At 59.1% G+C, this 15,329-nt stretch carries 13 protein-coding genes; 2 read left to right on the plus strand and 11 right to left on the minus strand.

Features of this window, described 5'->3' with window-relative positions; translation table 11 throughout:
* Position 1: 1 nt before the first annotated feature.
* Positions 2–817: an NAD(+) diphosphatase gene (nudC, locus tag HLUCCO03_RS14095; protein ID WP_027831241.1), complete on the minus strand. Its 816-nt coding sequence runs from the start codon at positions 815–817 to the stop codon at positions 2–4.
* A 142-nt stretch (positions 818–959) separates the two neighbouring features.
* Here nudC and plsB point away from each other — a divergent pair, with 142 nt between their 5' ends.
* Positions 960–3,428 carry a glycerol-3-phosphate 1-O-acyltransferase PlsB gene (plsB, locus tag HLUCCO03_RS14100; RefSeq protein WP_027831240.1) on the plus strand — a complete coding sequence of 823 codons (2,469 nt, stop codon included), beginning with the start codon at positions 960–962 and terminating at the stop codon, positions 3,426–3,428.
* 21 nt (positions 3,429–3,449) lie between these two features.
* Here the strand turns inward: plsB and HLUCCO03_RS14105 are convergent, their stop codons facing one another.
* The 7 genes from HLUCCO03_RS14105 to ppc form a co-directional block, all read right to left on the minus strand.
* Entirely contained in the window at positions 3,450–4,265 is an 816-nt protein-coding gene (locus HLUCCO03_RS14105; RefSeq protein WP_036197330.1) for a class I SAM-dependent methyltransferase, read from the minus strand.
* Positions 4,265–4,627: a hypothetical protein gene (locus HLUCCO03_RS14110; protein WP_027831238.1), complete on the minus strand. Its 363-nt coding sequence runs from the start codon at positions 4,625–4,627 to the stop codon at positions 4,265–4,267. The genes HLUCCO03_RS14105 and HLUCCO03_RS14110 overlap by 1 nt, the downstream gene beginning before the upstream one ends.
* An 86-nt stretch (positions 4,628–4,713) precedes the next feature.
* Positions 4,714–5,511 carry an undecaprenyl-diphosphate phosphatase gene (locus tag HLUCCO03_RS14115; protein ID WP_027831237.1) on the minus strand — a complete coding sequence of 266 codons (798 nt, stop codon included), beginning with the start codon at positions 5,509–5,511 and terminating at the stop codon, positions 4,714–4,716.
* A 35-nt stretch (positions 5,512–5,546) separates the two neighbouring features.
* Entirely contained in the window at positions 5,547–6,242 is a 696-nt protein-coding gene (tsaB, locus tag HLUCCO03_RS14120) for a tRNA (adenosine(37)-N6)-threonylcarbamoyltransferase complex dimerization subunit type 1 TsaB (RefSeq protein WP_027831236.1), read from the minus strand.
* A gap of 4 nt (positions 6,243–6,246) precedes the next feature.
* Positions 6,247–6,900 (minus strand): adenylate kinase, encoded by a 654-nt coding sequence (gene adk, locus HLUCCO03_RS14125; RefSeq protein WP_027831235.1) that lies wholly within the window; start codon positions 6,898–6,900, stop codon positions 6,247–6,249.
* A gap of 204 nt (positions 6,901–7,104) precedes the next feature.
* Positions 7,105–8,475, minus strand: a complete 1,371-nt coding sequence (locus HLUCCO03_RS14130) for an HDOD domain-containing protein (protein WP_027831234.1) — start codon at positions 8,473–8,475, stop codon at positions 7,105–7,107.
* Between the two features lie 195 nt (positions 8,476–8,670).
* The gene (ppc, locus tag HLUCCO03_RS14135) at positions 8,671–11,316 is read right to left on the minus strand and encodes a phosphoenolpyruvate carboxylase (protein WP_027831233.1); all 2,646 of its coding nucleotides are present in this window, start codon (positions 11,314–11,316) and stop codon (positions 8,671–8,673) included.
* A 101-nt stretch (positions 11,317–11,417) separates the two neighbouring features.
* Here ppc and HLUCCO03_RS14140 point away from each other — a divergent pair, with 101 nt between their 5' ends.
* Positions 11,418–11,651 carry a hypothetical protein gene (locus tag HLUCCO03_RS14140; protein WP_027831232.1) on the plus strand — a complete coding sequence of 78 codons (234 nt, stop codon included), beginning with the start codon at positions 11,418–11,420 and terminating at the stop codon, positions 11,649–11,651.
* Between the two features lie 79 nt (positions 11,652–11,730).
* Here HLUCCO03_RS14140 and HLUCCO03_RS14145 read toward each other — a convergent pair whose 3' ends face one another.
* From HLUCCO03_RS14145 to relA, 3 genes are all read right to left on the minus strand, one after another.
* Positions 11,731–12,075 carry a hypothetical protein gene (locus HLUCCO03_RS14145; protein WP_027831231.1) on the minus strand — a complete coding sequence of 115 codons (345 nt, stop codon included), beginning with the start codon at positions 12,073–12,075 and terminating at the stop codon, positions 11,731–11,733.
* Between the two features lie 128 nt (positions 12,076–12,203).
* Positions 12,204–13,061 (minus strand): nucleoside triphosphate pyrophosphohydrolase, encoded by an 858-nt coding sequence (gene mazG / locus HLUCCO03_RS14150; RefSeq protein WP_027831230.1) that lies wholly within the window; start codon positions 13,059–13,061, stop codon positions 12,204–12,206.
* Positions 13,058–15,295, minus strand: a complete 2,238-nt coding sequence (relA, locus tag HLUCCO03_RS14155) for a GTP diphosphokinase (RefSeq protein ID WP_027831229.1) — start codon at positions 15,293–15,295, stop codon at positions 13,058–13,060. The genes mazG and relA overlap by 4 nt, the downstream gene beginning before the upstream one ends.
* Positions 15,296–15,329: the final 34 nt, after the last annotated feature.

Consider the following 15,329-nt stretch of genomic DNA (forward strand, 5'->3'; position numbering starts at 1 on the left):
CCTACATCCCCCGCCCGGTAATTTCCTGCTCCATGGCCCGGATCAGCTTCCCGGCTATGGTGGTTGCAGGTGGTACGGGAGGCAGCTCACCCGGCCGGTACCAGTCTGCCTCGGCCAGCTCGTCTTCCTGCAGGATCAGCTCCCCGCCGGCATAGTCCGCAAAAAAACCCAGCATTAACTGGTGGGGAAACGGCCATGGCTGCGAGGCCTGGTAACGAATACCGCTCACGTCCAGCCCGGTTTCTTCCTTTACCTCCCGGGCCACCGCCGCTTCAATGTCCTCCCCCGGTTCCACAAACCCCGCAATCAGACTGAAGTAATGGCGCTTTACCCGGGACGAGCGGGCCAGGAGCATATAATCACCCCGACGGATAACCACGATCACACACGGCGCTACCCGTGGATACCAGGGAATACCACAGGCATCACACCATTTTGCCCGTTCCAGTGAATGCAGCCCGGTCACCCTGCCGCAGCGGCCGCAGAACCGGTGATCCCGCCACCACTGATGAACCTGAAAGGCGGTACCCAGCATGTCGGCCGGCGCCTCCTCCATCATCAGAATGGCGTCTCTCAGCGGCACAGCCTCGACCCCACCCTTCATGGCATCCGCATCGGCCTCGGTGACATAGACAGCCTGCCCGTCCAGTTGCCCCACATACACCACGCCGGTGTCCGCACTGACAAACGATGACACCGCCCGCCATGGGCTGAGCCAGCCGGACACCGGCTTCAGGACGATATCGCCAGCGATGGCGAGCACACGATCGTCTTCGCCGGGGGGTTTTGTTGTCCAGCCCGGTGTCCATGTCGTCATAATCCGGATCCTGCAGCTATGATGGAGAGATAAGGGAAAATGTACCACAACGGTGCAATGCAACTGAACGACATCATGTCTTTCAGCACCTTGCACAACCAAGTAAACTTAGCGCCTGTTTTGTGAACCGGAGCGACCATTTATGCGTTTTTTCCTGGGCCTTCGCAGCCTGATCCTGACCCTTTTCCGCAAGATCCTGTTCTTGTGGGTCCGGACAGACGTAAGCGGTAACAGCATCGAGGCCCTGGGACTGGACCCGGAAAAACCGGTTTGCTACGTGCTGCAGTACAGCTCGCTTTCCAGTCGCCTGGTGCTGGAGCAGGAAGTACTGAGCGCGGGCCTCCCGGGCGCGGAATCGTCCCTGCCGGTCAAGAATGGCCCCAACCATTCATTCTTCTTTCTGTACCGGCGCATAGGGGGTCTGTTCCGGAGGCGCCAGACGCCGGTGCCCACCAATGAATTCAGGGCACTGGTCCGCCATGGCCTGGAGCACCCGGAACAGGACGTGCAGATTGTTCCGGTATCACTGTTCTGGGGACGCTCCCCGGACAAGGAAAAGTCCCTGGTCAAGCTGCTGTTATCGGATACCTGGTCGGTTGCAGGCCGGCTTCAGAAATTCCTGATCATTCTGGTTCACGGCCGCAATACCTACGTGCAGTTCAACCAGCCCCTGTCCCTGAAACAGGTCATTGACGAGTACCGCCACAGCGAGGAGCGAGCCAATCGCAAGCTGGCACGCATACTCCGCACCCACTTCCGCCGCGTGCGCCAGGCCGTGCTCGGGCCGGACCTGTCGCACCGCCGCACCCTTGTCAGCGGGCTGGTGCGCACCCAGGCTGTGAAAGAAGCCATCCGGGAGACAGCCCGCAAGGACGACATCCCCCCGGAAAAGGTTCGCGCCAAGGCGTACAAATACGCTGACGAGATAGCCGCCAGCATGTCCATTGTCACTATCCGTATCCTGGAGGTGGTGCTGGCCTGGCTGTGGAACCGTATCTACAACGGCATCAGCATCAACAATATCCAGGTCGCCAAGGAAGTGGCCCAGGACAACGCCGTGGTTTACGTGCCCTGCCACCGCTCCCACATTGATTACCTGCTGTTGTCCTATGTGCTCTACAAGAACGGGCTGATGCCGCCCCATATCGCGGCCGGCATCAACCTCAACATGCCCATCGTCGGCCCCATCCTGCGCCGTGGCGGTGCCTTTTTCATGCGCCGGAGCTTCCGCGACAATCCCCTCTACGCCACCGTGTTCAACGAGTACATGCATGTGATGTTTTCACGGGGCTATTCGGTCGAGTATTTCGTGGAAGGCGGGCGCAGCCGCACAGGGCGGATGCTGCAGCCTCGCCCGGGAATGCTGTCCATGACCGTGCGCAGCTTCCTTCGTGACCATCGCAAACCCATCGTTTTTGTGCCGGTTTACATCGGCTACGAGAAAGTGATGGAAGGCCGCTCCTACCTGGGCGAATTGCGGGGCAAGAAGAAACAGAAGGAAAGTGTGTTCGCCCTGGCCAAAACCGTTCGCAAGCTGAGCAACTCCTTTGGCAGGGTGGCCGTCAATTTCGGTGATGCCATTCACCTTGCCGATGTTCTGGACGAGGTCGAACCCAGCTGGAGGGAGGAAGCCTACGATTCCGAATACCGGCCAAAATGGCTGAATCAGGCCGTATCCGAACTGGCGACCCGCGTGGCTTCAAGCATCAACGCGTCGGTTGCGGTCAATCCCATCGGTATTACCGCCACGGCACTGCTGGGCACCGATCGCCTCGCCATGGATGAGGGCCAGTTGATCCGCCTGATGGACCAGTATGCGGATCTGCTGAAAGCCTTCCCCTATGCGGAAACCATCACCCTGCCCGAAGGCAGTGGCAAAGACTGGGTGGCCTACTGTGAGAACATGGGCCTGGTCTCACGCCAGCCACAGAAGCTGGGGGACATTATCGCCCTGGAAGGCAGTAATGCCATTCTGATGACCTACTACCGCAACAATATACAGCATCTGTTCGCACTGCCGTCGCTCATTGCCAGCCTGTTCGAGAACAAGCAATCGCTGCGCCGGGAAAAGGTCGAGTTCCTTGCCAGCGTGGCCTATCCCTACCTGCAGTCGGAGCTGTTCCTGAAGTATCCACTGGACGACATTCCCGGTGTTATCAATCAGTGGATTGACGTGCTGGTGTCCAGGGGGCTGCTGTTCGAAGAGGAGGATGACCGGATCAGCCGTCCCGAGGAAGGCACCGACGCCATGCTGCGGTTACGGATACTGTCACGGTTCATTATCCAGACCCTCGAGCGTTACCACATTGCCATCGGCATTCTGCGCAAGTACGGCTCCGGCAAGATTACCGCCAGCGAGCTGGAAGAGCAGAGCACGCTGCTGGCCGAGCGCATGTCCATCCTGTTCGGCCTCAATGCGCCGGAGTTCTTTGACAAGACGCTGTTCCGCAACTTCATCGCCAATATGCAGAAAAATGGCGTGATCACCACCGATGAAAACGGATTGCTGTGTTACAGCGACGGGCTTGATGAAGTGGCCGAGGATGCCCGACTGGTACTGAGCGTGGAGAAACGCCAGGCCATCCAGCAGGTTACCATGCTGGGCGCCTGAGCGCCCGGCACCGGGATACTGTCAGGCCGGTGAGGTGGGCAGTGCCTTGATGGAGTACACGTCGTAACGACTGCTCTTGCCTTCAATGCGAGTAGTGGGTTCGGGGCCGCTCACAGGCTCAGCCTTGCGGGGGCGCTTGACCACCACCCGGTAGGTTGCCACCGCCAACGCTGCTGACAGAAGGTCTTCGGAATCGCTATCCTCCCCCACCACGGTCCGGAACACCTGCATCTCTTTCTTGACCAGGGCCGACTTGTCCCGGTGGGGGAACATCGGGTCAAGATAAATCACGTCCGCGGCACCTTCACCTGCCTCTTTCAGCCAGTCAATGCTGCTACCGGGCCTCAGTGTCATACGGGCAACCACAGGCGCACTCTGCTGGTTCAGGGCGGCCCTGGCAAGACCGTCGCTGAGCAGGGCATGTATGACCGGAGAACGCTCGAACAGGGTGACACGGCAACCCAGGGACGCCAGCACAAACGCATCCTGCCCGAGGCCGGCAGTGGCATCAAGAACGTGCAGCGGTTGCCGGGTTTTCTGCAGCCCCACCGCCTTGGCGATCAACTGGCCGGTGCCACCACCATGCTCCCTGCGGTATCCGGCCTTGCCGGTGACAAACTCCGCCCTGACTGGCCCCGGAGCACCCTTGCCGGTCACTTGCAGCCCGAGTCCGTTTTCATCGGAAAACAGCAGCACCGGGTATTCCCGGATATCGCGGGGGTGGACCTTGCCAAGAAAGGGCAGAGAAAGCTCACTTGCAAGCTCGCGTGCGGCGCGGGCATCACCGAGTGGACTGCAGGCAACCGCAAGCCGGGGCAACGGGGAATCGGTGGGCATCAAACCAGTATGTCGATACCGGACAGGCCGGAATCGGATACATCACCCCGGGCGGCCACATCGGCAAAGGTGGACAGGGCCCGCGAGGTATTCAGGGGTATTTCGTCGGCACGGAAACGCTCAAGGCGGACATCTTCGGCTGCCTGGCGGGCTTCGATACGCCGGTCCAGTGATTCTGCAGAGGGAAACGGGCGTTCTTCGGCATTGCGTGAGCGGGTATCGGCAAGATCCCGCCTGACCGCATCACCGTTGTTATCCGGGGCTGTCGCGGGGGCGCGGGCTACGTCACTGCGTTCCCTTACCGGGCTGTTATTGCCGGACTGAAAAGCAAGACCGCTGTTCGGATTTACACCACCAATCATCTCAGGCACACCGATTATGGTTACAACTGAATCCGGATTATGGAAGATTTACTGCGGCTTTAAAAGCTGCCTGCCTACATTCTGTTCTACCAGAGCATGACAAGAAGCAGAACGCCAAGAATCATCCGGTAGATCACAAACGGCATAAGCCCCAGACGCTCAAGGAATTTCAGGAACAGGTGAATACAGATAACCGCACTGACAAAGGACAATGCGGCACCCAGCGCGATAGCGGTCCAGTCAGTTGCGCCCCCCTGCTCCACCAGCTCGAGAGTCTTCAATAAACCGGCGGCAAGAATCAGCGGGATGGAGAGCAGGAAAGAAAAACGCGCGGCTGCTTCGCGCCCGAATCCCAGAAACAGGGCAGCCGTAATTGTGATACCGGAACGGGAGGTACCCGGAATCAGTGCCAGCGCCTGGGCGACTCCGATAATCATTGCGTCCTTCATGGTCAGGGATGGCAACTCGCGGACGCGGCGTCCGACAGCATCCGACCACCAGAGCACAAGCCCAAAACCGATGGTGGAGGCGGCGATAACCAGCCCGGAGCGCAGGGAGGACTCAATAAAGTCGTTCAGCAACAGCCCTGCCAGACCAGCCGGCACCGTACCAGCGATGACAGCCCAGGCAAGCCCGCTGTCCTGCCCTACCCGCCCCCGCGCCGTGTCGCCGGCCCAGGCGACGGTGAGCCTGCACACCTCCATGCGAAAATACCAGATGACCGCGGCCAGCGTGCCCACATGGACCGCCACATCAAAAGCCAGACCCTGATCCGGCCAGCCCAGTATCTGTGATGGTAGAATCAGGTGCGCGGAGCTGCTGATAGGAAGAAATTCCGTCAGCCCCTGAATAATGGCCAAAACAATAATGTGCCACAGTTCCATGGGCAGAGTTTCCGTCTTGATAACAGGGAAGGTAGTCAGCGGCCGGGGAGCTTCTTCCAGGCCACTTCATCACGAATATAGACCGGCTGGGCCTCAGCGGCAGATACACCGGCGCCCTCGCGAAACGCCGTTGCCGCCAGTTCCGCCACTCTGGAAGCCCGGGGAACCAGGGTTTCGTCGATGGCCGTCATGGCATCCACAACCTCAGCCGGGAAGCTTTCCCGCAGGGCCCAGCCCTGACCGGCGCCAGACCAGCGGGTGATTCCGGAGGCCAGCTCAACCGAGCCCGGTGCACAAACCCGTTCGTCACCGACCAGTTGCGGCTGGCCAGCCCGGCATACATAGCAGGCCCAGTAAAGCTCGCCCATACGGGCGTCGAAAGCCACTGCAATACCGTCGCCTTCTGCCAGGGAATGACGGGCAATGGCATCCGCTGCAACCGCTGCCAGGGACGATACCGGCACAACCGGCACATCCAGGCCATAGGCCAGGCCCTGAACAACCCCCGTGGCGATCCGAAGGCCGGTGAAAGAGCCCGGACCACAGGCGAAGGCCAGACAATCCAGTGCAGCCGGCGCCAGGCCCTGTTCCGAAAGCAGCTCGCGGACCATTGGCATCAGCAGTCGCGTGTGCCCACGGGGAGCAATCTCGAACCGCTCAGTTACGCTACCATCAACGAGAAGGGCTGCCGAGCAGCCCTCCGACGAGGTGTCCAGTGCCAGTAATTTCACGTCGTTACTTCAGCTGGGTAAGGATCTGATTGCGGATATCATCCAGACTGCCCACACCTTCAACACGCACGTATTTGGGCGCTGCTGCCGGGTCTTTCTTTGCCCAGTCCTGGTAGTAGCCGATCAGTGGTGCCGTCTGCTCATGATAGATTTTCAGGCGCTTGCGAACCGTTTCTTCCTTGTCGTCCTCGCGCTGAACCAGAGGCTCGCCGGTTTCGTCGTCCTTGCCTTCAGTTTTGGGCGGATCATATTTGACGTGATAGATGCGGCCACTGCCCTCATGCACACGACGACCGGACAGTCGGCTGACAATTTCCTCGTCTTCAACGGCAATCTCGACCACGTAGTCAATCTCGATGCCCTGGCTCTTCAGTGCTTCGGCCTGGGGGATGGTGCGGGGGAACCCGTCCAGCAGAAAGCCATTCTTGCAATCCGGTTGCTTTACCCGCTCTTCAATCAGCGCGATGATGATGTCGTCGGATACCAGACCACCGGTGGCCATCACTTCCTTGACCTGCTTGCCAAGCTCGGACTCCGCCTTGACTGCTGCCCGCAGCATGTCACCGGTAGATATCTGGGGGATACCGAACCGCTCGGTGATAAACTGGGCCTGAGTCCCCTTGCCCGCGCCTGGTGCGCCTAACATGATGATTCTCATAACGCTGTGCTCCCGTTGTAGTCATTATCATTTGAAAAGCTGTGGCAAAACCCCGCGGCTTTGCGACAGCCTCTCGCCGGCTGCAGTCTGGCGGACCACGCCGAAGTTGGCGCATTATACGAACTCAGCCACATCATAGAAAGTGGACCTCCGTAGCATGCACCAAGAGGTTACATCAGGCTGTAACCGGCAACCATGCGCGGGTCAGGATGACAGGGAAAGTGCCAGTGCGTCCAGATCTCCGGAAACCTTGTCGATCTCTTCACTGAGAAGGTTGATATCAAAATCTGTAAGCCCGAGAGGAGACGCCAGCGCACTCAGGTCGTCCGGGTTGAACTCGTCTCCGATACCTTTTTCCTTGAGCAGGCCATTGGCAAGCTGAACCATAAGCACATAGCTTTCATGCTCCCCGTGATAGCCCTGCTGCTGGTGCATGCCAGCAGCCTTGACGACAGGGTCCGGCAATTCCCACAGACGGTGCAGAATGCCGCCAATAGCGCCATGACCAACCGCCAGCATCTGCTGGTTGTCGTCGGCCCCGAATACCTGTTGTTCCAGTGCGTGCATGCTGGCTTCCGGGTTGGCTTCGCGAAGAGCATTCAATTCCTTGAATTCCTGTGGAAACAGGTGGCCAATCAACAGCAGGCCAAAGTTGTGCAGCAACCCGCAGAGATAGGCAAGCCCCTTGTCGGAATTGCACTTGGGTGCCATGCGCTGGCACAGGAAAGCGCAATACAGTGAATGCCGCCAGAACTGGTCCATTCCCAGCATGCCCTGTCGGGGCACTTCAAAAGCCCGAACCGAGGCAATCCCCAGGGCGATGTGGGCAACACGGTCAAAGCCCAGAACCCGGGTTACCGCTTCCTGAACGGAATTGATCTGGCCGGGGTAATTGAAGAGCGCCGAACGGGCATATCGCATGATTTGCGCCGTCAGGCTGGGGTCAAACTCGATCAGCTCAGCCAGTTCCCGGGCGGTGGCCTCTGTGTTGGCAGTCAGCCTGAGTATCCGCAAGGCCAGTGCCGGCATGGGCGGCAGGCGATACAGTTTCTGGAGCTTATCCGCCACCTCTTCCAGCGTCAGCGCATCCCGCTGGCCGTTATTCTCGCCGCGAATCACCAGGTGCCCCTGGGTCGCATCGGCCAGAGACCGTGCCAGGGAGGTGCGGTCCAGCTCGAGCAGGGTGTTGTCGGTACCACAGCACATCAGTGCACGGGGGTAACCCAGAACATCTTCATCCACCAGCACGGGTATGTCGTAGGCACCGCCAATGGGCGGCTGGAATCCCGGGTCGCAGTCGGCGAAAAGGCGCGCGGACTGGCGGGCCGTCAGAGGCTGGAGGCGCCGACCGGTCAGCTTGTGCACCAGATCCATATCGAGGCTGGTGTTGTAACCGTGAACGGCCATCACAACGCCACTGATATCGATCAACGGCGTTGCCCGGATAAACTCCTCCTGGGAACGCCCGGATGCCATGACCGCCGCATCAAAATTGAGTACCTGGTCAATGGGCACTTCCTTGTACGCAATCCCCTGACGGGTCAGAAAACGTTCCAGCCTTGCCGCTAACGCCACGGCGTTACTCCTGTTATTTTGTTTACTTGCCCGCTTTCTCAGCGGCTTATTACGGATATGTTTACTCGACAGTCCGGGGTCATGTGGGGTGATGGGCCCCAGGACTGTCTTTGGCCATGGATGGCCAAAGTCAAGCGCACATGGATGTGCTCGTAGCGTGTCCTGGGGCCCATTGCCCCACATGGCCTTGCACCGCTATCCAGTATTTCGCATACCCGCGGAAATACCCGCCATGGTAACCTTCAATGCGCGCTCCACCATTTCGGGGACTTCTCCCTTGCCTTCGCTTTCGCGGTCGCGCTTAAGCAGTTCCGCCTGCAGATAGTGTAGCGGATCTGTGTAGGGATTACGTACACGCATGGAATGGGCAAAAACCGGTTCCTGCTCCAGCAGCATCTCCTGCTGTTTCAGCTCCAGCAGATTCCGGATACAACCCTGCAGACGCTCCCGCAGGCTTTTACCCAATTCCAGCAACTCTGGGTCTTCCACCAGAGTCTGCTCATAGTAACTGGCGATTCGCAGGTCGGATTTTGCCAGTACCATCTCCAGCATATCCACATAGGTTTTGAAGAAGGGCCATTGTTGCATCATTTCCCGCAGCACCGGCACCTTGTCATTACGGAAGGCTTCTTCCAGGGCAACATCGCTGCCCAGCCAACTGGGCAGCATCATGCGCATCTGGGTCCAGGCGAAGATCCAGGGGATGGCCCGCAGGCTTTCGACACCACCGCCGGGTTTCCGGCGTGCAGGGCGGCTACCCAGGGCCAGTTTGCCCAGCGCCTGCTCGGGGGTAACCTGACGGAAATAGGGAACGAAGTCGGGATTTTCCCGAACTACATCGCGGTAGGCTTTCAGGGACCTTTCGGTGAGCCAGTCCATGACCTCCCGCCACTCCGGTTCGGGACTGCGGGGCGGCGCCAGCGTCGCTTCTATCACCGCCGTGGTGTAGAGCGTCAGGCTCTGCTCCGCCAGCCGGGGCAGGCCGAATTTGAAACGGATCATCTCGCCCTGCTCGGTAATGCGGAAGCTGCCGTTGACCGACCCCGGTGGCTGGGACAGGATTGCCCGGTTGGCAGGGCCGCCACCACGGCCGACGGTGCCGCCACGGCCATGAAACAGCGTCAGATGAACACCATGGTCACTGGCAACCTGTGTCAGCTGTTCCTGAGCCTGATACTGGGCCCAGGCGGCCATCATCTGGCCGGCGTCCTTGGAAGAATCGGAGTAACCGATCATGACTTCCTGGCGGCCTTCACAGTAGTCCCGGTACCAGTCCACGTTATACAGCGCAGCCATGCTGTCCGGTGCCCCGCGCAGGTCGTCGAGGGTTTCGAACAGAGGCACCACCCGCATCGGGTTTGCCATGCCGGCTTCCCGCAGCAACAGAATGACATTCAGTACGTCCGAGGGTTTGCTGGCCATGGAAATAACGTAGGAACCCAGGGCCTCGGGTGTCTGTTGCGCCACAACTTCACAGGTGGCCAGTACTTCCGCGACCTCGTCCGATGGCCGCCAGTTCCTGGGCACCAGGGGGCGACGGCCCTTGAGCTCGCGTACCAGGAAATCCTGGCGCTCCTGTTCTGACCAGGACAGGTAATCACCCATTCCCAGGTATTCCACCATCTCGGCAACCGCTGAGGCATGGCGGGCGGCTTCCTGGCGGATGTCCAGGCGGATCAGCGGCAGGCCGAAAGTATGGGCGCGGCGTATGGTATCCAGCAGCGGCCCGTTGGCGATGGTTTCCAGCCCACAATCGACCAGTGAGCGATAACACAGCTCCAGCGGGCCGGTGAAATCCTCGTTGGCAAACAGGATGTCGGAGCTGTCCACCGGCTCACCGGCGACACTGGCCTCGGCCCAGTCCCGGGTTTTGATCAGTTTTTCACGCAGTCCCGCCAACACCATGCGGTAGGGCTCGCGGGAATCCCCGGTGACGGCCCGCAACTCATCACTGGCCTGCCACATGGAAAGCTCGGCACGCAGAGCCTGGATATCCCGCAGGTACAGATCGGCGGCCATCCACCGGCCAAGCAGGAACACTTTGCGGGTCACTTCATGGGTAACATTGGGGTTGCCGTCCCGGTCTCCCCCCATCCAGGACGCAATACGGATCGGTGATGCGTTCAGGGGCAGGCCCTTGCCGGTGGCCTCGGAAAGCGACAGGTCGAGGCTTCGCAGGAAACGGGGCAGCGCCTCCCAGAGACTGTTCTCGATAACGGCAAACCCCCACTTGGCTTCGTCCACCGCAGTAGGGCGTTCGTGCCGGATTTCATCGGTATGCCAGGCTTCGGTCACCAGCTGGCTCAGCCGGTCAACGATTTCGTCGCGCTCTGCCGGTAACAGGTCATCATGATCCAGACGGGCCAGGCAGTCCGACATCTCGTCGTATTTCATGATAAGTGTCCGACGCGCCACCTCTGTGGGGTGCGCCGTCAGTACATATTCAATGCGCAGATCAGCCACCCGCCGGTGCAGTTCCTCCGCACTGACACCCCCGTTCTTCAGACGGCTGAACACATCACCGAGGGATTCCACCATAAGGTCTGACTGGTGGCCGCGCTTGCGGCGAATGCCATGGTACTGCTCGGCCAGGTTGGCGAGGTTGAGAAACTGGTTAAAGGCTCGGGTTACCGGCAGCAACTCGTCATCACTGAGCTTGCCCAGCAGGTTGACCAGGCGCTGGCCGGAGCCGCTTTCCTGGCGACGGTCCGCCTTGGCGGCGGCGCGCACTTCTTCAATCAGCTCGTAACAGTCCTGGCCTGGGTGGCGCCGGATACTCTGTCCCAGCAACTCACCCAGCATGCGAACGTTTTCTCGGAGTTCGGGGTGTAGCTCGGTCACATTGACGTCCTTTTAAATTGACGGAGGCGAAGTAAACTGACGATACTATTTACTCTTAAATCCTTTCTAACGATTTAAGCCTGTGGCCGCAAGGAGTATTCATGAAAGTAACCGATCTGCCCAAACACTGGGAAGGCAAAAAAGAACCTGTTGAGCGGAGCCACGATTACAACCTCCGCCTGCCTCTGGAAGATGCCGCGCGTATCGCTGCGCTGGCCGAACTATACCCGGACCGTTCCGAAAGCGATATTCTGAACGACATGATCGGAGCTGCCCTGGACGACCTGGTCAGGCTGAGTCCATTGAAGGACAAACTGGAAGGCAAGGAAAAGTAACAGGGGGCAGTTTACTGAGGGGTGGCTGAAACCACCCCGTGATTATTGCAGGTTTTCTGTGATCAGGCCGCTGGCCTGATCAGGCAACCGACTCGAGCTGTCGCGCCTTGAGCTTCTGGATATGCTTCTGGCTCAGGCTGATGAAGCGCGGTGTCATACCCTTGTCTTCATAGATCTCAAAGCCGTCCTCATCGAATGCCACCACCTTCGAACCCTGAACATAGGGGAAGCTGGTTTCCAGTTCGTCAAGGGCGGCGGAGATGAGATCCCGCATGAGATCCTGGGACGACTTCATCGGATATAGAGCGGCCAGTTTCTCCAGTCGCTTGTGATGCTGGTCAGAAAGATTGGCAAAATACGCATCACGGGTCAGCCGACCACGCGCATGCTTGTCCCAGTAGTTGACCAGATCTTTGATTTTCATGGTGCCTTCACTCCTGCATCTTCTTGGTGGCCCACGGGATGCACAAAAGGTGTGCACCCGTAACCGGAAGTGTAGACGAAGCAACCGCACCAGGGGCGGAATTATTGGTAACGGATTGTACTTATCCGTTACTTTTTCCGCTGTTTTTCAACTCCCTTGACGGTTTGCCAGACGGCATCCAGTGCCTCAAGTGACTCACCATCCAGATCACGGCCTTCGCGTTCGAGGTGTTCCTCAATAGCACGGAATCGTGTCTCGAACTTGTGATTGGTGCTGTTGAGGGCCTGCTCGGTATTAACCTTCATGAACCGTGCCAGATTCACGCAGACAAACAGCAGGTCCCCCAGCTCATCCTCGACGGCGTCCACCGGACCTGCCCCGGAGCGCGCGTCATGCCAGGCTTCTTTCAGTTCATCGATTTCTTCATGAAGCTTGTCGAACACGGGTTCAATGTCCGGCCAGTCAAAGCCGTGACTGGCCGCCCTGCGCTGAAGTTTCTCAGCACGCACCATTGCGGGGAGTGTCCGGGCGATACCGTCTAACCGGCTGGCGGCACCCGGGTCTGATGACTTGTCCGGTTGGGCTGCCCGCTCCTGCGCCTTGATACGCTCCCAACTGGCCTTGATCTCGGCTTCCCCGGGACGGTTATCCGGGTCCACCCGGCTTTCCAGGGTGCCATCCGGAAACACATGGGGGTGGCGGCGGACCAGTTTACGAACCAGGTTGTCCACCACCGAGTCAAAATCAAAGTGGTTCTGCTCTTTTCCCATCTGGCTGTAGAAAATCACCTGGAACAGGAGGTCTCCCAGCTCATCCTCAAGGTGGGGATAGTCTTCCCTGTCAATGGCATCGGCAACCTCGTACGCCTCTTCCAGTGTGTGCGGCACGATCGTTTTGAAGGTCTGGCGGGTGTCCCACGGACACCCGGTGTCCGGGTCCCGCAGCCGCGCCATCAGGGTTTTCAGGTCGTCGATGGTATAGCTCATGAGCGCTTGCGCCTGACGTCGATGATGTTAGGCAGGTTACGGATCTGGGCCAGCAACCGGGCCAGCTGATCAAGGCTGGAAATTTCCACTGTCACCGTCATGGTGGCGGTGTTCTCATCCTTGTTGGACATGGTGTTCAGCGCCAGTACATCGCTTTTGGATGAAGACAGCACCTGGGTGATATCCCGTAACAGTCCCGAGCGGTCATAGGCTTCTATTTCCACATCCACCGGATAGACAGCCACCGGCTGACCACCCCAACTCACCTCGATGATGCGGTTGGGCTCGAATTCCCGCAGGTTCAGGAATGTAAGGCAGTCCTGCCGGTGTACCGTTACACCACGGCCAACGGTGATGTAGCCACCAATGGGATCACCCGGCAGCGGTTTGCAACACTTGGCCACCTGGGTCTTGAGCTTGCCTACACCGAGGATCTGGATATCGGATTCGGTATCGTAAGGCTTGCGCCGCTGGGTGGTCAGCTTCAGGTCCAGCTGTTCGGATTTAGGCTCCAGCATCTGCTGGGCGACATTGGCCACATGGGTGGGACGCAGGTCACCTGCGCCCACCGCTGCGAACATGTCTTCGGCCCCCTGATAGTTTACCTTGCGCGCGAGATCATCCAGATCCACCTCGTATAGGGACAGCCGCTTGAATTCATCCTCCAGGATTGCCCGGCCGTCGATGATGTTGCGGCCACGGTCCTGCTGCTTGAACCAGTGGGTCACCTTGGCTCTGGCACGGGAAGTCTGGATGTAGCCCAGGCTCGGATTCAGCCAGTCCCGGCTCGGCGCCTGGTTGTTGGAGGTAAGAATGGAGATCTGGTCGCCGGTTTTCAGGGGATAGGTCAGCGGAACAATACGATTGTTCACCTTGGCGCCCCGGCAGGCGTGGCCGATCTCGGTATGCACCCGGTAGGCAAAGTCCACCGGCGTGGCACCCTGGGGAAGATCCACCACATGGCCCTCGGGGGTAAACACGTAGACACGGTCGGAGGCCACATCGGACTTCAGGTGGTCCGCCAGCCCGGAGAGGTCACCCAGTTCCTCCTGCCATTCCAGCACCTGGCGCAGCCAGTTGATCTTGGCGTCGTAACCAACGGAGCGATTGCCCTTGTCCATACCCTTGTAAAGCCAGTGGGCACAGACCCCCAGCTCCGCTTCCTCATGCATGGCATGGGTGCGGATCTGTACTTCCATTACCTTGCCTTCAGGGCCGATGACGGCTGTATGCAGGGACTGGTACCCGTTTTCCTTGGGGTTGGCGATATAGTCATCGAACTCGTTGGGGATATGGCGCCAGAGGGTATGCACGATACCGAGCGCGGCGTAACAGTCCCGCACCTCCGGTACCAGAATACGTACGGCGCGAACATCGTACACCTGCGAGAAGTCGATCCCCTTGCGGCGCATCTTTCTCCAGATGCTGTAGATATGCTTGGCACGCCCCGATAATTCGCCTTCTATTCCGGAGGCGCCGAGCTCTTCTTTCAGGGTGGTGATCACGCGCTTGATGTAGCTTTCACGGTCCAGCCGTTTTTCGTCCAGCAGTTTGGCAATCTTTTTATAGGCGGTGGCATGCAGGTAGCGGAACGAGAGATCCTCCAGCTCCCACTTGATGTGACCGATACCGAGCCGATGCGCCAGGGGCGCGTAGATATCGAACACCTCGCGGGCAACGCGCATGCGCTTTTCTTCCGAGGCGTTTTTCACGGCGCGGATGGCACAGGTCCGCTCTGCCAGCTTGATCAGTGCGACCCGCACGTCGTCAATCATGGTCACGAGCATCTTGCGGACGTTATCAAGCTGGCCTTCGGTCTGGCCGAGCACATTGCCCTTGAGCGGGTGATGAATGGACGATATGGCAGCCATCTGCTGCACACCGTCAATCAATCCGGCGACTTCATCACCGAATTCCGCCCGTATTTCCGCCAATGGAATACGCTCTTCCCGCACCGCCCGGTAAAGAATTGCTGCAACCAGGCTGGTCTGGTCCAGATGCAATTCAACCAGCACCTGGGCCATTTCTATGCCAGTACGGAAACTGCTGGCACCGGGTGCCCACACCCGGTCTTCACGCACGGCCTGGAAATCGATGGCTGCCGCTTTCTCGCAAGCCCGCCGGAACTGTTCGGCATTCTCCAGATGAGTCTGTGACTCTATCTGGCGAACCCAGCGCTCAATATCCACCTGGCCGTCGCCGGTCACTGCATAATCTTCGCGAACTTTTACCATATCGCTCTTGTTCTTCCTGGTTGTTTACCCGGGC

The organism is Marinobacter sp. HL-58 (assembly GCF_001314605.1).
GTDB lineage: Bacteria > Pseudomonadota > Gammaproteobacteria > Pseudomonadales > Oleiphilaceae > Marinobacter.

Bases quoted from the DNA above. Each gene is read 5' to 3' on its own strand.
- nudC (WP_027831241.1), bottom strand. From the start codon at position 817: ATGACGACATGGACACCGGGCTGGACAACAAAACCCCCCGGCGAAGAC.
- plsB (WP_027831240.1), top strand. From the start codon at position 960: ATGCGTTTTTTCCTGGGCCTTCGCAGCCTGATCCTGACCCTTTTCCGC.
- HLUCCO03_RS14105 (WP_036197330.1), bottom strand. From the start codon at position 4,265: ATGCCCACCGATTCCCCGTTGCCCCGGCTTGCGGTTGCCTGCAGTCCA.
- HLUCCO03_RS14110 (WP_027831238.1), bottom strand. From the start codon at position 4,627: ATGATTGGTGGTGTAAATCCGAACAGCGGTCTTGCTTTTCAGTCCGGC.
- HLUCCO03_RS14115 (WP_027831237.1), bottom strand. From the start codon at position 5,511: ATGGAACTGTGGCACATTATTGTTTTGGCCATTATTCAGGGGCTGACG.
- adk (WP_027831235.1), bottom strand. From the start codon at position 6,900: ATGAGAATCATCATGTTAGGCGCACCAGGCGCGGGCAAGGGGACTCAG.
- HLUCCO03_RS14140 (WP_027831232.1), top strand. From the start codon at position 11,418: ATGAAAGTAACCGATCTGCCCAAACACTGGGAAGGCAAAAAAGAACCT.
- HLUCCO03_RS14145 (WP_027831231.1), bottom strand. From the start codon at position 12,075: ATGAAAATCAAAGATCTGGTCAACTACTGGGACAAGCATGCGCGTGGT.
- mazG (WP_027831230.1), bottom strand. From the start codon at position 13,061: ATGAGCTATACCATCGACGACCTGAAAACCCTGATGGCGCGGCTGCGG.
- relA (WP_027831229.1), bottom strand. From the start codon at position 15,295: ATGGTAAAAGTTCGCGAAGATTATGCAGTGACCGGCGACGGCCAGGTG.